21 protein-coding genes are annotated in these 16,557 nt (G+C 64.1%); 11 read left to right on the top strand and 10 right to left on the bottom strand.

The window, feature by feature from the left end; all coding sequences use genetic code 11:
• Nucleotides 1-90 precede the first annotated feature (90 nt).
• Nucleotides 91-468, top strand: coding sequence for a DUF7344 domain-containing protein (locus ACSFDB_RS16930; RefSeq protein ID WP_440772091.1), 378 nt, complete (start codon nucleotides 91-93; stop codon nucleotides 466-468).
• A 75-nt stretch (nucleotides 469-543) separates the two neighbouring features.
• Here the strand turns inward: ACSFDB_RS16930 and ACSFDB_RS16925 are convergent, their stop codons facing one another.
• Nucleotides 544-1,617, bottom strand: coding sequence for a glutamate--cysteine ligase family protein (locus tag ACSFDB_RS16925; protein WP_440772090.1), 1,074 nt, complete (start codon nucleotides 1,615-1,617; stop codon nucleotides 544-546).
• A gap of 368 nt (nucleotides 1,618-1,985) precedes the next feature.
• On the opposite strand from ACSFDB_RS16925, the gene ACSFDB_RS16920 reads away from it, so the two are divergent.
• The 4 genes from ACSFDB_RS16920 to ACSFDB_RS16905 all read left to right on the top strand — a co-directional run bounded on the left by ACSFDB_RS16920 (nucleotide 1,986) and on the right by ACSFDB_RS16905 (nucleotide 4,536).
• On the top strand, nucleotides 1,986-2,606 hold the full coding sequence (locus ACSFDB_RS16920; RefSeq protein ID WP_440772089.1) for an FAD-dependent oxidoreductase: 621 nt from the start codon (nucleotides 1,986-1,988) through the stop codon (nucleotides 2,604-2,606).
• Nucleotides 2,607-2,629: 23 nt separating this feature from the next.
• Complete coding sequence (locus ACSFDB_RS16915; RefSeq protein WP_440772088.1) at nucleotides 2,630-3,250, top strand: VOC family protein; 621 nt, start codon at nucleotides 2,630-2,632, stop codon at nucleotides 3,248-3,250.
• Nucleotides 3,250-3,915, top strand: coding sequence for an alpha/beta hydrolase (locus tag ACSFDB_RS16910; RefSeq protein ID WP_440772087.1), 666 nt, complete (start codon nucleotides 3,250-3,252; stop codon nucleotides 3,913-3,915). Before ACSFDB_RS16915 ends, ACSFDB_RS16910 begins: the two co-directional genes overlap by 1 nt.
• A gap of 96 nt (nucleotides 3,916-4,011) precedes the next feature.
• Nucleotides 4,012-4,536, top strand: coding sequence for a cupredoxin domain-containing protein (locus tag ACSFDB_RS16905; RefSeq protein ID WP_440772086.1), 525 nt, complete (start codon nucleotides 4,012-4,014; stop codon nucleotides 4,534-4,536).
• Between the two features lie 26 nt (nucleotides 4,537-4,562).
• Here ACSFDB_RS16905 and ACSFDB_RS16900 read toward each other — a convergent pair whose 3' ends face one another.
• The 3 genes from ACSFDB_RS16900 to ACSFDB_RS16890 form a co-directional block, all read right to left on the bottom strand.
• Nucleotides 4,563-4,979: a universal stress protein gene (locus tag ACSFDB_RS16900; RefSeq protein WP_440772085.1), complete on the bottom strand. Its 417-nt coding sequence runs from the start codon at nucleotides 4,977-4,979 to the stop codon at nucleotides 4,563-4,565.
• A 191-nt stretch (nucleotides 4,980-5,170) separates the two neighbouring features.
• Nucleotides 5,171-6,262, bottom strand: a complete 1,092-nt coding sequence (locus ACSFDB_RS16895) for an aminopeptidase (protein ID WP_440772084.1) — start codon at nucleotides 6,260-6,262, stop codon at nucleotides 5,171-5,173.
• Nucleotides 6,263-6,318: 56 nt separating this feature from the next.
• The gene (locus ACSFDB_RS16890) at nucleotides 6,319-6,528 is read right to left on the bottom strand and encodes a hypothetical protein (RefSeq protein ID WP_440772083.1); all 210 of its coding nucleotides are present in this window, start codon (nucleotides 6,526-6,528) and stop codon (nucleotides 6,319-6,321) included.
• 111 nt (nucleotides 6,529-6,639) lie between these two features.
• On the opposite strand from ACSFDB_RS16890, the gene ACSFDB_RS16885 reads away from it, so the two are divergent.
• Nucleotides 6,640-7,662 (top strand): threonine aldolase family protein, encoded by a 1,023-nt coding sequence (locus ACSFDB_RS16885; RefSeq protein ID WP_440772082.1) that lies wholly within the window; start codon nucleotides 6,640-6,642, stop codon nucleotides 7,660-7,662.
• Between the two features lie 9 nt (nucleotides 7,663-7,671).
• Here ACSFDB_RS16885 and ACSFDB_RS16880 read toward each other — a convergent pair whose 3' ends face one another.
• The 3 genes from ACSFDB_RS16880 to ACSFDB_RS16870 form a co-directional block, all read right to left on the bottom strand.
• Entirely contained in the window at nucleotides 7,672-7,800 is a 129-nt protein-coding gene (locus ACSFDB_RS16880) for a DUF7859 family protein (protein ID WP_006092488.1), read from the bottom strand.
• Nucleotides 7,801-8,235: 435 nt separating this feature from the next.
• The gene (locus ACSFDB_RS16875; RefSeq protein WP_440772081.1) at nucleotides 8,236-8,835 is read right to left on the bottom strand and encodes a metallophosphoesterase; all 600 of its coding nucleotides are present in this window, start codon (nucleotides 8,833-8,835) and stop codon (nucleotides 8,236-8,238) included.
• 86 nt (nucleotides 8,836-8,921) lie between these two features.
• Nucleotides 8,922-9,335, bottom strand: a complete 414-nt coding sequence (locus tag ACSFDB_RS16870; RefSeq protein WP_440772080.1) for a hypothetical protein — start codon at nucleotides 9,333-9,335, stop codon at nucleotides 8,922-8,924.
• A gap of 173 nt (nucleotides 9,336-9,508) precedes the next feature.
• On the opposite strand from ACSFDB_RS16870, the gene ACSFDB_RS16865 reads away from it, so the two are divergent.
• From ACSFDB_RS16865 to ACSFDB_RS16855, 3 genes are all read left to right on the top strand, one after another.
• Nucleotides 9,509-11,680: an ATP-dependent DNA helicase gene (locus ACSFDB_RS16865; protein ID WP_440772079.1), complete on the top strand. Its 2,172-nt coding sequence runs from the start codon at nucleotides 9,509-9,511 to the stop codon at nucleotides 11,678-11,680.
• A 197-nt stretch (nucleotides 11,681-11,877) separates the two neighbouring features.
• On the top strand, nucleotides 11,878-12,063 hold the full coding sequence (locus ACSFDB_RS16860) for a toxin-antitoxin system TumE family protein (protein ID WP_440772078.1): 186 nt from the start codon (nucleotides 11,878-11,880) through the stop codon (nucleotides 12,061-12,063).
• Entirely contained in the window at nucleotides 12,047-12,466 is a 420-nt protein-coding gene (locus tag ACSFDB_RS16855) for an HVO_A0114 family putative DNA-binding protein (RefSeq protein ID WP_440772077.1), read from the top strand. Before ACSFDB_RS16860 ends, ACSFDB_RS16855 begins: the two co-directional genes overlap by 17 nt.
• Nucleotides 12,467-12,536: 70 nt before the next feature.
• On the opposite strand, the gene ACSFDB_RS16850 is transcribed toward ACSFDB_RS16855, so the two are convergent.
• The 3 genes from ACSFDB_RS16850 to ACSFDB_RS16840 all read right to left on the bottom strand — a co-directional run bounded on the left by ACSFDB_RS16850 (nucleotide 12,537) and on the right by ACSFDB_RS16840 (nucleotide 13,709).
• Entirely contained in the window at nucleotides 12,537-12,884 is a 348-nt protein-coding gene (locus tag ACSFDB_RS16850) for a hypothetical protein (protein ID WP_440772076.1), read from the bottom strand.
• Nucleotides 12,885-12,978: 94 nt separating this feature from the next.
• Entirely contained in the window at nucleotides 12,979-13,479 is a 501-nt protein-coding gene (locus ACSFDB_RS16845) for a 2'-5' RNA ligase family protein (RefSeq protein ID WP_440772075.1), read from the bottom strand.
• A gap of 44 nt (nucleotides 13,480-13,523) precedes the next feature.
• Nucleotides 13,524-13,709: a DUF7554 family protein gene (locus tag ACSFDB_RS16840; RefSeq protein WP_440772074.1), complete on the bottom strand. Its 186-nt coding sequence runs from the start codon at nucleotides 13,707-13,709 to the stop codon at nucleotides 13,524-13,526.
• A gap of 86 nt (nucleotides 13,710-13,795) precedes the next feature.
• Here ACSFDB_RS16840 and ACSFDB_RS16835 point away from each other — a divergent pair, with 86 nt between their 5' ends.
• Together ACSFDB_RS16835 and ACSFDB_RS16830 are read left to right on the top strand one after the other, a co-directional pair.
• Nucleotides 13,796-14,905: a helix-turn-helix transcriptional regulator gene (locus tag ACSFDB_RS16835; RefSeq protein WP_440772073.1), complete on the top strand. Its 1,110-nt coding sequence runs from the start codon at nucleotides 13,796-13,798 to the stop codon at nucleotides 14,903-14,905.
• A gap of 413 nt (nucleotides 14,906-15,318) precedes the next feature.
• Entirely contained in the window at nucleotides 15,319-16,557 is a 1,239-nt protein-coding gene (locus tag ACSFDB_RS16830) for an argininosuccinate synthase (protein ID WP_440772072.1), read from the top strand.

Genomic DNA, 16,557 nt, shown 5'->3' with positions numbered 1-16,557 from the left:
GTCACCCAGTTAATCAAAATAGCAGTGGACTGTGAAAATGAGGCGTATTTAACATTATGAGGGGCTATAGCTAAAGTCGAGGGATATGGAATGGTCAATCATGACGACGTATTTGACGCATTGGCGGCCAGCCACCGACGACAGTTACTAGTAGAGCTACTTACCAGCACTCAACACGTCCCAGAACCGTCTGGCATTTCTCGAGAGGTTGCAGAAGCGGACGAAAACCTACTTCGGAGACATCTGTCCAGTTCTCGAACGATTCCAAAAGTGGATGAATATTCGGTCAGTATGCACCATATCCACCTTCCTAAATTGGCAGAGTACGGATTCATCGGGTGGGATTTAGATCTCAATCTCGTCGCACAGGGACCCTGTTTTGACGAGCTAAAACCTCATCTCAGACTATTGGCCGAACACGAGGACGGACGCCGTACAAAAGGCCCCGTCGTAACCCATCGTAGGTGAGGGTCGGTTGAGACAGCAGGCGCTATTCAGTATTTTTCCTGCTCGGATCGGCTCCCAGCAAAGTGAAAGACGGATTCAGGCTCGAGCGGGCTGGGTCGCGAGGTCAGCCTCGAGCCTTCTCGCCGCTTCCAGCCGAAGCCGTTTCGCTCGGCGCTTCGTGAGCCGCGAGTCGGGCAGTCGCTTCGCGAGCGGATCGTACGTCGACGGCGCGAATCCGAGTTGCTGTAGGTAGGCACGGACGCTCGAGTCACTCAGACCGTCGTAGATCGCGGCGTCGGTGATTTCCTGGACGGTCTCGAACTTGGGGAGGGGTACCTCACCCCCAACGTCCGGGCCGCCGCCGACGGTGGTCCCGCGGGCGTCGGCGTACGTGACGATCGAGCGGACCTCCTCGGCGAGGTGGAGGATCTGGCTCGGGAGTGCGGTGTCGGGCGAGCGCCACTCGACGGTCGGCATCGCCTTGCGCAGTCGGACGGGCGTCCAGACTGCATCGTAGGGATCGAACTCGTCGTCGAAGTCGGCCGGATCGACATCGCGCTCGAGTGCGCGTTCGCGGAAGCAGTCGTAGGCGTCCTCGAGGTTGGCCTCCCACTCCTCGACGCTGTCGACGTAGGGCCAGAGCTGGCCCTGTTCGGGACAGGCCTCGTAACACGAGCGTCGGTAGAGGAACGGGCGCGCACACTCGAGGAGGCGTTCGCCGCGGTAGTGCGAGGAACTGTTGACGAGCGCGAAGGCGGGATCGAGCGCCGTCAGCGTGTTCAGCTGGTCGACGACGTTCGACTGTTCGAAGTGGATGTGCGTGCCGGCACAGACGCGGGCGTCCTCGAACGCCGGGCCGACGATCCGGCGCTGGAGGTCGGTCCCCTGTTTGTCGCGGTAGGGAACCTCTTCCGGACCGGCGTGCAGCGGCGTCGACAGCGGAACGAGCCGTTTGTCCTGTTCGCGTGCCGCGTCGACGGTGGTACCGATGAGGCTGCGGAACTCCGCGCGGAGTTCGGCCATCGACTGACACGGGGTGGTCTTGATCTCGAGCATCGGCTCGACGAACTCGGGGTCGATCTGTTCTGAGACGTCGAGCAGTGATTCGGGTGGGACCAGGTCGCCGTCGTTGTCGATGACCCAGTACTCCACCTCGAGGCTGGTTTTCATGGATGGCTCCGTTGGGGGGTTCGGTGGTGCTGTGGCCCTCGAGCGAGCCGTCACCGGGCCAGCACGTGGACGGTGACCGTCGAACCCGAATGCGACGCACGAGTTCGTCCCCGTCCAGTGATTCGCTCCTGTAACTATCTCGGTAGGCCAGTACTACGTGAAGGGGTTGAGCCTGCGTGCGCAGGGGATAGATCGTCGGCTCAAGACCGTTCTTCTCCCGCGTATCGTGTGGTAAGCTACCCCTACGCACTGCCGACCGCAGTCTTGTGCGGGTCGTGTCGCTCAAAAACTCCACTAACACGAGTGTTACGTGGTTGCTTTCACGTCTCTACTGGGTTCATAGCCGTGCAGTAACATTGTGTAACTAGATGAGCAACGAAACGACCGGAGACGACAGCGGAACTGACGGGTCGGTAATCATCGTCGGCGGCGGTGCCGCCGGACTGAGCGCAGCGCTGTTTACGGCGAAGAACGGCCTCGAGACCACGGTGTTCGATGCGGACGAGACGTGGATGCACAAGGCTCACCTGTTCAACTATCTTGGTATCGGCTCGGTCGGCGGCAGCGAGTTTTTGGCGACCGCACGCCAGCAGGTCGACGACTTCGGTGCCGATCGCCATCAGGACGAACCCGTGACTTCGGTCACCGAGACTGACGACGGCTTCGCGGTCGAAACCGACGACGGTCACTACGAAGCCGACTACGTCGTCCTCGCGACGGGTGCCAACCGCGACCTCGCCGAAGGGGCCGGCTGCGAGTTCACCGACGCGGACGTCGTCGACGTCGGCGTCGAGATGGAAACGAGCGTGTCGGGTCTCTACGCAACGGGTGCGATGGTTCGGCCGGAGGAGTGGCAGGCCGCCATTGCGGTCGGCGACGGCGCCGCCGCAGCACTCAACATCCTCTCGAGCGTCAAGGGCGAACACTACCACGACTTCGACGTCCCCGCCGACGCGGCGCGTGTCTTCGGCGAACAGCTCGCTGAATAACCCTCCGAACGTATTCACACCACATGTCTAACGAGACCCAGAACCCAGTCACGTCCGAGCTACCCGACAGCCCCGTCCACATGACGGGCACCGATCACGTCACCATCTGGGGGAGCAACGAGGCCGATACCGTCGAGTTCTACCGCGACCTCCTCGGGATGCCCCTCGTCCTCCGCCAGCCCAACCTCGACGACCTCTCCCAGACCCACCTGTTCTTCGACACGGGTGACGGTCGCATCCTCACCTTCTTCGTCAGCGACGACCGCCCGTCGAACCGGCAGGGCCAGCGCGGCGGCGTCGGCGCCGTCCACCACCTCTGTTTCAGCGTCGACCCCGACGAGTACGAGGAGACGATGCAGGCGCTCGAGGACGCCGGCCACCGCTACAACGTCTTCGACCGCGGCATCTTCCACTCGATCTACACCACGGACAACAACGGCCTCGTCATCGAACTCTCGGCCGACAAGTACGAGATCCCCAACGATCGCCGCGGCGAGATCCTGGCGAAGGCACAGGAGCTCCGGGAGAACGACGGTGCCGACTACGCCAAGGACGAACACCTCCGCGGCGCGATCGAGGCGCTCGGCCTCGAGGTCGTCGAGCACGACCTTCCCGACGCCAGTGCCGGCACCGGTGGTCTCTGATGGCCGCCGAGTACGACGTCGACGGCCCGCATCAGGGTCAGCCACTCGTCACCGGCGGGACGGCCCTCGAGAACGCTTCCGCCGCGGTCGTACTCACCCACGGCCGGGGCGCAACGGCCCGGAGCATCGTCCAGATGGGCGAGGAGGTCCACCGAGACGGCGTCGCACTCCTCGCGCCGCAGGCCGCGCGTAACACCTGGTACCCGAACTCGTTTCTCGCCCCGGTCGAGCGGAACGAGCCCGGACGAACCTCGGGGCTGCGAGCCATCTCGGAGGCGATCGAGCAGGCGAACGAGGCCGGCATTCCCGCCGAGCGCGTCATGTTCGTCGGCTTCTCGCAGGGGGCCTGTCTCGCCAGCGAGTTCGTCGCTCGAAACCCGCGACGCTACGGCGGGCTCGCAGCCTTGAGCGGCGGTCTCATCGGCGAATCGATCGATCCCGACGACTACGCGACCGAGGGCGCAGATCTCGAGGGAACCTCCGCATTCCTCGGTTGTAGCGACGTCGATCCCCACATTCCGGAGGAGCGGGTCCACGAGACGGCCGACGTGCTCGCGGCGATGAACGCCGACGTCACGAAACGGCTCTACGAGGGGATGGGCCACGGCGTCAACGAGGACGAACTCGAGTTCGTCTCCGAGATGGTCGCGAATCTGGTCGACTGAACTCACGGACTTCGGCTGTGACCGTCTGTCTCCTCGCGGCGACCGTTCGCCTCGAGTGAACTGCGACTTATTCCGTTCACACGCGTAGTACCGACAATGACTCCCTACAGTACGGACCGCCGGACGCTCCTCTCGGGAGTGGCCGGGACCCTTGCAACGGTCTCCATCGCCGGCTGTCTGGGGCAGGACTCGAGTGACGATGACGGGGACGACGAACCCGACCCCGTCGTCGACGAAGCGGAGTTCGTCGAGGGCGATACCGATCCGGACGCGTGGCGGGACGTCGAGGAAATTCAGTTCGACGGCCACGTCGGCGGCTGGGTCGGCGTCGAACCGGCCGCCGTCGACCGCGTCGAGAACCCGACGCTCGTGCTCGAGGCGGGCCGGGAGTACGAACTCACCTGGGAGAACATGGACGGCGTCCACCACAACATCGCGTTCTGGGACGACGACCGCGAGGTCGTCGACGGCTACTCGACCGACGGCAACGAGACCGTCGGTGAGCGCGAGACGCTCGCGTTCGAAGCGACCCCCGAGATGGCGACCTACCGCTGTGAGTACCAGCCGGAAGGGCAGGTTGGCGAGGTTGTGTTTCTCGAGGATGCAAACGACAGTTTGTAGACACGCTCACATCCTCGTAGAATCGATCACCGAACGACCGTCACCGACATCGGGGCCCGACGGACGACCTGCTCGGCCACGCTGCCCAACAGCGCTCGAGACGCGCCGGATCGGCCGTGGTTGCCGATGATGATGTGGTCGATATCGTTCGCCTCGGCGTAGCTGACGATCTCTCGAGCGGGGTTGCCGGTCGCGACCTCCGTTCGGTAGTCGACGTCGGCGTCGTCGACGAACTCCGGAAGTTCCTCCTCCAGTTTCTCGATGGTCGTCTCCCGTCGCTCGCGAAGCAAGTCGTGGACGGCTTTGATCGTTGCCTCCGTGTAGCTGTCCGCGACCTCGACGACGCGAAAGAGGACGATCTCCTCGTCGGGGTACTCGTCGAACGCGCGTCGTACTGCCTTTTGTGCCGGTTCCGAGCCGTCGTAGGCGACGAGGACTGTCATACTCGCCGATAGCGGGGCCCGAAATATAAACCCGCTTACTGTCCGCCAACTGTCGGTACCTCGTGGGTTCGACTCGAGTAACCGTTACTCACGCAAGCGCGACTTACTGCCGTTCGTCGCGGACGTTACTCCTCGAATCCGTCTCTACGGCTCGCGTCGCTCGCCGTTTCAATCCGAGATCTTCGCGACGCTCAGATCTCGCTGTCCTCGAACCGGAACGTCCCATCGCGCTGGACGATCTCGCCATCGACCTCGATGAGCGAATCCTCGCTCATGTCGACGATCATGTCCACGTGGACCGCGGAATCGTTGGCCTCGTTCTCCTCGCCGACGGTGTCGTCGTAGGCGCGACCGACGGCCATGTGGACCGTATCGCCCATCTTCTCGTCGAACAGCATGTTGTAGGTGAACCGGTCGATGTCGCGGTTCATCCCGATGCCGAGTTCGCCCAGTCGGCGAGCGCCGTCGTCCGTGTTGAGCACTTCGGTCAGGACCTCCTCGTTCTTCGCCGCCGAGTGGTCGACCACTTCGCCGCCTTCGAACTCGAGGTAGACATCCGTGATCTCGCGGCCCTGATGGTAGAGTGGCATGTCGAACAGCACCTCGCCCTCGACGCTGTCGGGCTGGGGGGCGGTGAAGACCTCGCCGCCCGGCAGGTTGTGCTCGCCGTAGTCGTTGAGCGTCGGGTTGCCGTCGATCGACATCGTGACGTCGGTCGTTTCGCCGCTCTTGATGCGAATCTCCGAGGCGGGATCCATGAGCTCGACCATGTTCGCCTGGTGCTCGCGCTGCTCGTCCCAGTCCTTGTTGACGGCGTCCCAGACGAAGCCCTCGTAGCCCTCGGTGCTCATCTCCGCGAGCTGGGCGTTCGCCGGCGCGGGGTACTGCGTGAGACACCAGCGCGTCGAGAGCCGTTCCTCTAAGATCGGCCGGTGGGCCTGCTGGTAGGCCGCGCTGCTCTCGGGATCGACGTCCGCGGTCTGGGTGACGTTGTCGCCGGCCCGAATCGCGATGTAGACGTCCGTGTTCTGGATGAGCGCGAGTTCGTGCTCGGGGGTGTCGTACTCGTTATCGCCGGCCCGCAAAAAGGCGCGTCGCTGGCGGGCACCCGTTCGCTGGCTGACCGTCATCGGGTTCGCGCCGGCGTCGCCGATCACCTCGTGGAGGGCGACGACCAGGTCCTCGGCGACGGGGTGGGCGTCGACGACGACGTTGTCTCCGTCCTGCAGATCGACCGAGTGGTTCGCAATGATTTCGGCGTGTTCGCGGATACGCGGGTCCATGTGCCAGACGTCTCCCGACGCCGGGATACCGTTTTCGAATCGAAATGGTACGAAACTCAGTCTCGGTTCGCCAGAAAGATTCCGAGGTAGATCGACGCCAACGCGCAGGCGACGCCGGCGCCGAACGCGAGCGTGAACGGGGACTCGAGGCTCACCTCGCCGCCGTCGTCGAGCACCCAGCCGGAAAAGCCGAGCGCGAGCAGCCCGAACGCCGCGAGCCGGAGCGCCGAAACGAGGTGGGTGCCGGGACCGGGTGATTCGCCCATACGATGGATGCCGTTCGAGACCGTAGAAAACGTTGGGGTTTCGATGTGTTCGACACCTCGCGGAGCCGACATGCCGTCGACTATTTCTGCCCGCACTGCGCACCTCGAGTCATGATCGATCTGCGCTCGGATACGGTGACGAAACCGGACGATGTGATGCGGGAAGCGGCCCACAGTGCCGACGTTGGCGACGACGTCTACGGCGAGGATCCGACGGTGAACGAACTCGAGGCCCGCGCCGCCGAGGCGGTGGGGATGGAGGCCGCCCTGTACGTTCCCTCGGGGACGATGGGCAACCAGATCGCGGCGCGGGTCCACACCGACCGCGGACAGGAGGTGCTCGCGGACCGCAAGAGCCACGTCGTGAAGTACGAACTCGGCGGGTTCGCCCAGCACGCCGAACTGCAGGTCAGGATGCTCGAGACGGACCGCGGCGTGCCCTCACCCGCCCAGATCGCAGACGAGTACGTCGCGGAAGACCTCCACCGGCCCGGCACCGGCCTCGTTTGTCTCGAGAACACGCACAACGCTCGAGGCGGACTCGCCATCGCACCCGAGCGTCTCGCAGCGGCGGCCGACGCGGCCCGCGAGCGAGACGTTCCGGTCCACCTCGATGGGGCGCGACTGTTCAACGCCGCGACGGCGCTGAATGTCCCTGCCAGCCAACTCACCGACCCCGTCGACTCGGTCATGTTTTGCCTTTCGAAGGGGCTCGGCGCACCCGTCGGCTCGATGCTGGCGGGCAGCGAGGAATTCGTCGAGCGGGCCCGACGCACCCGCAAACTGCTCGGCGGCGGGATGCGCCAGGCCGGGATCATCGCCGCGCCCGGCCTGCAGGCGCTCGAGAACGTCGCCGACCTCGAGACCGACCACGAACACGCCCGATTGCTGGCCGACGGACTGGCCAACATCGCGGGATTCGACGTGCAAGAACCGGAGACGAACATCGTGCTCGTGGACGTTGCGGGGACGGGTCTCGAGACGGAGACGGTACTTGCACGACTCGAGGAACGAAATGTACTGGCGTCGCCGTTCGGGCCGACGACGATCCGGTTTTGCACCCATCGAGACGCCTCGCGGGAGAGCATCGAGACGGCACTGGAGACCGTCAGAAATACGTTCGACGCGGTCTGAAACCCCCGATCAGCGACCCATTCCTTCGCGGAACTCGAGGATGGTCTTGCGCAGGAGCAGATACGAGAAGAAGACCAGCGACAGGAGGATCAACACGATCACGATGATAACGGGATCGTCGGGGAGGAAGCCCAGCATACGAGAGCGTTACCGTGTCGGAGTGCAAAACCGTTTCGACCTCGTTCACGTATTCTCGAGTTGCCACGTTTCGATCACAGAACGGTAGACGGCTGGTCGTACGACGGCCCGTAGCCCGCTCGTACAGTAACTAAAACCGTATTTTCACCTTACGCTGGGTATATGCTTTCGGCTCGCGTAGCTATCGATGCGTCTCGATCGCTGGCCCTCCACCCTCGTGGTCGAGACCACCCGTCCGTTCGATCACCCTCACAGCAGCCTCCGTCGACGTCCGACCGCCAGTCGGACCGAACGGGCGATTTTCGGGTCGGGGACGTCCGGCCCGAGCGTTCCCGCTTCACTCGCACACCGAGCGTGTTCTCGGTACCGCGACACCCCGCTGACGCCTGGTTCCCCTGACGCAACGGTTTCCGTACGCCGATACGCTCCCGCCGATTATTCCTGCAGAGCGTCTGCTCTCGGCACCGTCAGCTCGAACGACGTCACGACCGTCCCGTCGGGTTCGCGGATCTCGCCTTCGAACGCGTTTCGTCCGTCCTCCGCCTCCTCACCCAGTTCGGGCTCCGTTTCGTTCTGTTCGCTTACCCTGCCGTCCGTTCGCGGCTCGAGCACGGCGAACCCCGGCCGATTCCCGCGCGGATCGGCGTGGCTGCCGGGATTCAACAGGAGGACGTCCTCGGTTTCGACGACCGTCGGTCGGTGGCTGTGGCCCGAGACGACGACGTCAGCGTCTCGCGAGCGACCGAACATCGCCAGTCCCGTCTGCCCGCCGTCTCGTCGGTGGGTTACGGCGAATCGGACGCCGGCCGCTTCGACGACGCGGGCCGTCGGCAACCGCTCGCGGACGGCCGCGCTGTCGGCGTTGCCGTGGACGGGAAAGAACACCTCGCACTCCCTCTGGAACGCCTCGAGTGCGGTCTCGCTCGTGAAATCGCCGGCGTGGATCACGACGTCGGCCTCGCGGGCCGCTCGCAGGGCCGCGCCCTCGAGTTCGTGTCCACTGGCGCTGTGCGTATCCGAGAAAATCGCGATCATACTGGTGGTACGGACTGCGGGGTCACGTTCTTTTCGTCGTGAGGGTCACCGAGCGAACTGGGCTTCCATTCGATACGCTACGTACGCTACTGTACCCCGCCGCCGTCGTCGCTGTCGTCGTAGCCCGCCACGACCGTCGATCCCGGCGGTCGGTCGTTCAGGGTCGCCGTCACCGTCGTCTCCTCGAGATCGACGGTCGACTCGAGGGCCTCCCAGCCGTCCTCGCCGTCGACGGCGACGGCGACGTCGGTCGGACTCGCGCCCGGCGGCAGTTTCGAGGGGTCGTAGACGAGCGCGATTCGGACCGCTTCGACGGCCTTCAGATCTTCGAGAGCGACGAGTTCGACGGGATCCGCGAGCGCGTCAACCGGCGGATCGCGGCCGCTCTTCTCGAGGCCGAACTCGTCGGGGACGACGCCCGCGACGACGGCGACGCGGGCGCCCGCGTGCTCGAGTGTGAACTCTGCGACGTTGCTGGAATCGTACCCGGGAATGGCCATACTCGTAGCGACGGCCCAGAGACATATGGCCCTGTAGCGTGCGTTCGCCGGCCGGCGGTTACGCAATTTGCCGGACGGCCGACCACCAATCACCGTTCCCGCCGAGTCGCGTTTACGTGCGTGGGTCGAACCGAGACGAACGCTTTTATCGCAGTGGGAACCAATTATCCACCGTGTCCGAAACAGCCGGGTACATGCGCTTTTTCCCGTACGAACAGCCGTACGAGAATCAGCGCGAGGCGATGGACCGCATCCACAACTCGCTGCAGCGAGGCCAGGACGTCCTCTTCGAGGGCGCTTGCGGGACCGGCAAGACGCTCTCGTCGCTCGTCCCCGCCCTCGAGGTGGCCCGCGAGCACGACAAGACGGTCGTCATCACGACCAACGTCCACCAGCAGATGCGCCAGTTCGTCGCCGAGGCCCGGGCGATCACCCGCGAAGAGGACATCCGCGCGGTCGTCTTCAAGGGAAAGTCGTCGATGTGTCACATCGACGTCGGCTACGAGGAGTGTCAGGCCCTGCGGGACAACACCCGCGCGGTCGTCGACACCGAACGCGACAAGCGACAACTCGAGCGTCGCCAGCGCGAACTCCTGTCCGAGAGCCAGGAGGGCGACGGCGGCGCGGCGGACGCTCGCAGCGCCGTCATGGACGAACTCGAGAACCTCGAGGACCGACTCGAGGACCTCGAAGAGCAGAACGTCTGTGAGTACTACCGGAACAACCTGACCGAGGATACGGACGACTTCTTCGCGTGGCTCTTCGAGGACGTCCGCACCCCCGACGAAATCTACGAGCACGCGGAAAATCAGGAGTTTTGCGGCTACGAACTGCTCAAGGAGGGGATCGAGGGCGTCGATCTGGTCGTCTGTAACTACCACCACCTGCTCGATTCCACGATCCGAGAGCAGTTCTTCCGCTGGCTGGGCCGAGAGCCCGAGGACGTCATCGCCGTCTTCGACGAGGCCCACAACGTCGAGGACGCCGCCCGCGAGCACGCCACGCGAACGTGTTCCGAACGGACCTTCGACTCCGCGCTCGACGAGTTGGCCGACGCCGACGACCCGCGCTCGGAGGACGCCGCGAACGCCCTCTCGGCGTTCCACCGCGCGCTCGTCGAGACCTACGAGGACTCCTTCGGCTTCGGCGACCGCGAGGCGATCGACGAGAACTGGACGGACGTCTCTATCGCGAACGAGAACCGGAAGGACGACCTCACGCTCGAGTTCCTCCAGCGCTACTCGGGTCGAGGGATTCAGGATGATCTCGAGGCCGCGATGAAACTCGGCCAGGAGTTGGACGAGCAGTACGAGGAGGCCTACCGCGAGGGCGAGACGGCCACCCGGACGGAGTGTCAGACCTTACAGGCCGCCGCGTTCGTCAGTGCGTGGATGAACGAGGGCTCGAAGGAGGGGCTCTACCCCGTCGTCGCCGTCACCCGTGACGGTGGCACGGACGAGGTCTACGGCCGCGCGGAACTGTACTCCTGTCTGCCGCGGCAGGTGACCGGCCGGCTGTTCGACGAGGTGTACGCGACCGTGTTGATGAGTGCGACGCTCCAGCCGTTCGACGTCACCGAGAGCGTGCTGGGACTCGAGGATCCGGTGACGATGGCCTACGGGCTCCAGTTCCCCGAGGACCGGCGGCGAACGTACGCCGTCGAGACGCCGGCGCTCTTCTCGTCGGACCGAGACGACCCCGCCGTCCAGGAGGAGGTCGCCGAGACGATTCACGACACCGTTCGGATGACCCCCGGCAACACGCTCGCGTTCTTCCCCAACTACGGCGAGGCGAGTCGGTACGCGGAGCGAGTCGACGAGCGCTCCGAGAAAACGGTCTACCTCGACGAACCGGGGACGTCGGTCGAAGAGCTACGCCAGCAGTTCGTCGCGGACGACGGCGCGGTGCTGTGTACGTCGCTGTGGGGCACCCTCGCGGAGGGGGTCAGTTTCGACGGTGACGACGCCCACACGGTTCTCGTCGTCGGCGTTCCCTACCCCCACCTGGACGACCGTGCGGAGGCGGTCCAGGAGGCCTACGACGCGGCCTTCGAGGGAACCGAGACGGGCTGGCGCTACGCCGTCGAGATTCCGACGGTTCGCAAGACCAGACAGGCGCTTGGCCGGGTCATCCGGTCGCCCGAGGACGTCGGCGTCCGCGCCTTGCTCGACCGGCGCTACTCGCGGTCGGCCAAGTCGGATCTCGGCAGGTACAGCGTCAACAGCACCTTCCCGCACGAAGAACGCGAGGAACTGATCGACATCGCACCCGAGAAGCTCAAGTTTGCGATGCTCAACTTCTACGGCGATTTCGACGCCTACGGCGGCAAGACGCCCGCGCCGTAGTCTTCGTAGCCTGTCGTTGTGGGTGACCACAACAACTATTCTGTTGGAGGAAGTAACAACGAACGATGGGCGGGAGCGCTGATGACGATGCTTCACCGGTGATTCGGGTCACAAAGGACTTCGGCGAAACGTATGCCGAAGTCCGAGCGTGGGATGTTCCGGAGTCGGAAAGATATCCCGACGGCCTAAAGTAGTCAATGCAGTACGGAACGGCTGACGGTGAGACGATCGTTCGATACGATAACTTTCCGGATCATCCGGACGCGGCTCCCCATCACAAACATCAGTCCGATGGAACGGTCGAAGATGTCGAATTTGTGGGTCTCGAACCGCTATTCGAACGATTTCAAAACGAGGTACGTGATTATGGCGAACACTGGTAACTCCACCGACGGCGACCGAACGATGTACGTCCGCTTTCAACAGGGCGACGAAGACGGGCTTAGAGACGCTCTTAGTGACCTTGATCGAGATGAAACGACCACCCCTCACTTCGAGGTCGTCTTCGATGACCCCGACGACATCCATCGCGTTACGCGACCGAAGAACCTCGAGTTACTTCGGACGATCGCCCAGTTCGAGCCCGAAAGTATTCGAGAGACGGCACGTCTCGTCGATCGAGACGTCCGACAGGTCCACACGAACCTCGAGGAACTGGCGGACCTCCACTTGATCGAACTCGAGCAAGATGGACGACGAAAGCGCCCGACCGTCTGGTACGAGACGATAGAAGTTGATCTTCCGCTTTCTGAGTCAGATGTGAGCCGCGATAGAGCCAACGTGTAAGGGAATTACGACGCCTACGACGGCGAAACGCCCGTGCCGTAGCTCCTGCCTCGAGAACCACGCACCCGTCTCACTCGACCGGTTCGACCGTCACGTCGGCGACGCCGTTCGTCACCGTGACGACGTGGGCGCCGTCGGATTCGATCGTCACGTCGTAGCTGTCGCTCTCTTCGATCGATCGCGCGTCGAGGGGGCCCTCGCCGACCTCGGCGACCTGCACGCTGACTGCGCTCCCCTCGTCGACTTGCTGGACGTCGACCGCGACGGCGAGATCGTCGCCGGCGTCGGCGCTGAACTCTGCCGGTTCTTCGTCCCGGAGGGTGTCGTCGACGTAGCCGTCGTCGATCAGGCCGGTAACGTCGCTACAGCCCGCCAGTACCACCGCCGTCGACCCCGCGAGAACTGCCCGTCGGTACATAGCTCGAGGTACCGAGACGACCGAGTAATAGCTCCCGGACGACTCACGGTTCGATTCCGGCGCTGAGTCCGCGTCGGACTGCTGGCGAGTTCGATCAAGCCGGCAGCGAGACGCGGCTCACCGGCAACTTGTACGTGCCGTCCCAGAACTCGAGTTCGCTGACGGTCCACCGGATCGGCTCGATCTCCCGTTCGGCGAGGCGTTTTGCGGTCTCGAGGTCGCCACCGCGGGCCAGCGTGACGTGGGGAACGTAGTCGGCCCCCTCGAGGCCGTCGACAGTGTCGAAGGTCTCGGTGAGGGTCGCGTGGATCGACTCGAGGCCGGGGCTCTCGACGGCGAGATAGACTACAGGAGCGGAGCCGAGCGGCGGATCCTCGAAGTAGTCGATACCCGTAATTCGGGCTTCGACGGCGGGACTCCCCTCGAGCGCGCGGTGGGCGCGGTGTTGTAACTGGGCGACGTGGTCGGCGTCGCCGAGGCGTTTGAGCAGACAGGAGTGGTCCTCGCGGACGTTGTCGAAGCCGACGAGTTCCGGGTAGAGCTCGTTGGCGATCGTTCGGACGCGTCCGGGGACCGGGACGTTGACGCTGTACACTACGGCGCTCGTAGGGGTGAGCACCCTATCAGTGTGGCGTTTCGCTAGATGCGGTCAAGCAGCCAGAGACCGATCACGAGCAGGATGGCGATCATGAGCAGCGGCTGGAGAAGCCCGAGGAGCCCGCTGATGATCGAGCTTAGAATGTTGATGACCAGCAGGATGGCGACCAGTACGAGGACGATTTTCAGAAGCGTTTCGACCTCGAGTTTGCCACGAGTTCCGTGCATACATTCTGCTACGGACGAACGTTTCAAAAATACATCGCTGTCGTCGTCGGAAAGACCTATTTGGACGGCTACGACAGTTCATGGTAATGGATTCGAAGGGGCTCTGGGCCCTGCTCTGGGTGCTCGTGGTCGTCGGGTGTGCGGTCGCGTTGCTGCCGGTTGCGTCGGTCGGTGCGGTCGCCGACGCTGGAGCCACAGGAGCGACGGTTCAGGAGGACGAGGAGCCGGTCGAGCGCGAAGAACTCGACGAGGCGGACGAGGTGCACATCGACGTCTCTCTCCTCGAGAACGGATCGGCGACGTTCGAGGTCGACTATCGGTATTTCCTCGAGAACGAGAACAACACCGAGGAGGACTGGGAAGAGCTACGCGAACAGATCGATTCGGACCCCGAGGCGTTCACCGAAGCGGAGATGGAGGGCTGGGACAGCATTCGTGCCGAGGGACAGAACGAGACTGGACGGGAGATGAACATCTCGAACGCCACCGTCTCGACCGACGAGAGCCCCGCGCCACGGGATATCGGTCACGTCCAGTTCACGTTCGAGTGGTCGTCGTTCGCCTACGTCGAGTTGACCGAAATCACCGCGGGCGACGCGCTCTCGGGCTTTACGCTCATTGAGGGCACGACGCTACAGATCACCGGCCCCGAGGGCTACGCGGTCCACGAGCACGAGCCGACGGCCGACAGTACGGAGCCGAACGCGGTCTACTGGGACGGTGGCGGGACCGAGTTCAACGACGATCAGCCGCGAGTCGTCTTCATCGAGAACGGGGATTCGGCTGCGGAGGCGACCGAACCCGACGACGGGCTGCCGACGACCTGGCTCGCCGTACTGGCCGCGCTCGGCCTGCTCGCGACCGGAGCGGTGATCGGCTGGTGGCTCAGACACGGTCGGGACGACAAACCGGCTCCCGGCGGTGACGTCGCCGCGCCGCCGCCGTCCAACGAGGCGCCCGCGTCCGGCAACGCGGCGGGACCGCCACCCGAACTCCTCAGCAACGAGGAACGCGTCCTGCGGCTGCTCGAGGAGCGCGGCGGTCGGATCAAACAGCAGGAGGTCGTCGCGGAACTGGACTGGACGGAGGCCAAGACGAGCCAGGTCGTCGGCAGCCTGCGGGAGGACGACGAGATTGAGGTGTTCCGAATCGGCCGGGAGAACGTGCTGTCGCTTCCCGACGAGGACGAGGAGTAGTTGCTATCGCCGCGTCCGCGATCACCACTGTCGGTCGGTTTCGACTTACTGCTACCGATTGAACTCTCGTGACGTGTTATCGTTCGCATCGCTCGCTGCGGGTTAGAAAGCCGCAATACTTGCTATTCAGCAGGATTTAATACCGGTGGCGCTCTACGAGCCACCAATGAGTCTCACCGTCGGTACCACGCTCGCCGCGTTCGGTACCGACGGGACCGTCTCGCCGCGGCGACCGCGACGGCGGCGGCCGGGCCTTTGAGCCCGACTATTACTTCACCATTCGACCCCAGTTTGTTCCATCGTTCACCACTCTAGTAAACCTAGAATTTTCGGTTAGCAGACGCTCTATCGTTAATTTACGCGTGCTAAATCAATGTGCTTAAGTCGCTCCTGCCGTTTTCCTCGAGTACGATATGACACGCGTTGCACTCGCGTTCTCGGGTGGGTTGGACACGACCGTCTGTGTCCCGCTGCTCGAGGAAGAATACGGATACGACGACGTTATCGGCGTCACGGTCGACGTCGGTCAGCCGGCTTCCGAATTCGAGGAAGCTGAAGAAACCGCAGAAGCGCTCGGTCTCGAACACTACGTCGTCGACGCGAAGGAGGAATTTGCACAGCTCTGTCTCGACAGCGTTCGCGCGAACGCGACGTATCAGGGCTACCCGCTCGGCACGGCACTCGCCCGCCCCGTGATCGCGAAGGCGATTCTCGAGGTCGCGGAGGAACAGGGCTGTACCGGCATCGCCCACGGCTGTACGGGCAAGGGGAACGACCAGCTCCGTTTCGAAGCCGTCTGGCGCGACTCGGACCTTGAGGTCATCGCGCCCGTGCGCGAACTCGGGCTCACGCGCGAGTGGGAGAACGAGTACGCCGCGGAGAAGGACCTGCCCGTCGAGGGCGGCGACGGCGGCAAGTGGTCGGTCGACACCAACCTCTGGAGTCGCTCCGTCGAAGGCTCCGAACTCGAGGACCCCAGCTACGTCCCCGGGGAGGAGATCTACAACTGGACGCAGGCACCGACCGGCGAGACCCAGGAGATCGAAATCACCTTCGAGAAGGGCTACCCCGTCGCCGTCGACGGCGTCGAGTACGACCCGATCGAGCTCATCGAGCACTTAAACGGCGTGGCGGGCGCGTACGGCGTCGGCCGCACCGACTCGATGGAAGACCGCATGCTCGGCCTGAAGGTCCGCGAAAACTACGAGCACCCGGCCGCGACGACGCTGCTCAACGCACACGAAGCCCTCGAGGGCCTCGTCCTCACGCAGGAAGAACGCGAGTTCAAGCAGCTGATCGACCAGCGCTGGTCGAAGAAGGGCTACGAGGGCCTGATCGACGCACCGCTCGTGAAGGCGCTCGAGGCCTTCATCGACGAGACCCAACAGCGCGTCACCGGCACGGTCACGATCCGTTTCGAGGGCGGTCAGGCTCGCGCGGTGGGTCGCGACAGCAAGTACGCCGCCTACTCCGCCGAGCACGCCTCCTTCGACACGGAGACGGTCGGCAAGATCGACCAGGAAGACGCCACGGGCGTCGCGAAGTACCACGGCTTCCAGCGCCGTCTCGCGAACTCGGTGACGGGCGCGGAAGACGAGGACGACGCGGTCGAACTCGCGACCGACGGCAGCGGAACTGACGAGGACGAGTAA

This window comes from Natronorubrum amylolyticum, assembly GCF_052040145.1.
GTDB lineage: Archaea > Halobacteriota > Halobacteria > Halobacteriales > Natrialbaceae > Natronorubrum.
Note: the sequence above shows the minus strand (reverse complement) of the source record. Positions and strands in the feature narration are given on the sequence as shown.

Coding starts and splice junctions, on each gene's coding strand:
- ACSFDB_RS16930 (WP_440772091.1), top strand. CDS start 91: ATGGTCAATCATGACGACGTATTTGACGCATTGGCGGCCAGCCACCGA.
- ACSFDB_RS16925 (WP_440772090.1), bottom strand. CDS start 1,617: ATGAAAACCAGCCTCGAGGTGGAGTACTGGGTCATCGACAACGACGGC.
- ACSFDB_RS16920 (WP_440772089.1), top strand. CDS start 1,986: ATGAGCAACGAAACGACCGGAGACGACAGCGGAACTGACGGGTCGGTA.
- ACSFDB_RS16915 (WP_440772088.1), top strand. CDS start 2,630: ATGTCTAACGAGACCCAGAACCCAGTCACGTCCGAGCTACCCGACAGC.
- ACSFDB_RS16910 (WP_440772087.1), top strand. CDS start 3,250: ATGGCCGCCGAGTACGACGTCGACGGCCCGCATCAGGGTCAGCCACTC.
- ACSFDB_RS16905 (WP_440772086.1), top strand. CDS start 4,012: ATGACTCCCTACAGTACGGACCGCCGGACGCTCCTCTCGGGAGTGGCC.
- ACSFDB_RS16900 (WP_440772085.1), bottom strand. CDS start 4,979: ATGACAGTCCTCGTCGCCTACGACGGCTCGGAACCGGCACAAAAGGCA.
- ACSFDB_RS16895 (WP_440772084.1), bottom strand. CDS start 6,262: ATGGACCCGCGTATCCGCGAACACGCCGAAATCATTGCGAACCACTCG.
- ACSFDB_RS16890 (WP_440772083.1), bottom strand. CDS start 6,528: ATGGGCGAATCACCCGGTCCCGGCACCCACCTCGTTTCGGCGCTCCGG.
- ACSFDB_RS16885 (WP_440772082.1), top strand. CDS start 6,640: ATGATCGATCTGCGCTCGGATACGGTGACGAAACCGGACGATGTGATG.
- ACSFDB_RS16880 (WP_006092488.1), bottom strand. CDS start 7,800: ATGCTGGGCTTCCTCCCCGACGATCCCGTTATCATCGTGATCGTGTTG.
- ACSFDB_RS16875 (WP_440772081.1), bottom strand. CDS start 8,835: ATGATCGCGATTTTCTCGGATACGCACAGCGCCAGTGGACACGAACTC.
- ACSFDB_RS16870 (WP_440772080.1), bottom strand. CDS start 9,335: ATGGCCATTCCCGGGTACGATTCCAGCAACGTCGCAGAGTTCACACTC.
- ACSFDB_RS16860 (WP_440772078.1), top strand. CDS start 11,878: ATGCAGTACGGAACGGCTGACGGTGAGACGATCGTTCGATACGATAAC.
- ACSFDB_RS16855 (WP_440772077.1), top strand. CDS start 12,047: ATGGCGAACACTGGTAACTCCACCGACGGCGACCGAACGATGTACGTC.
- ACSFDB_RS16850 (WP_440772076.1), bottom strand. CDS start 12,884: ATGTACCGACGGGCAGTTCTCGCGGGGTCGACGGCGGTGGTACTGGCG.
- ACSFDB_RS16840 (WP_440772074.1), bottom strand. CDS start 13,709: ATGCACGGAACTCGTGGCAAACTCGAGGTCGAAACGCTTCTGAAAATC.
- ACSFDB_RS16835 (WP_440772073.1), top strand. CDS start 13,796: ATGGATTCGAAGGGGCTCTGGGCCCTGCTCTGGGTGCTCGTGGTCGTC.
- ACSFDB_RS16830 (WP_440772072.1), top strand. CDS start 15,319: ATGACACGCGTTGCACTCGCGTTCTCGGGTGGGTTGGACACGACCGTC.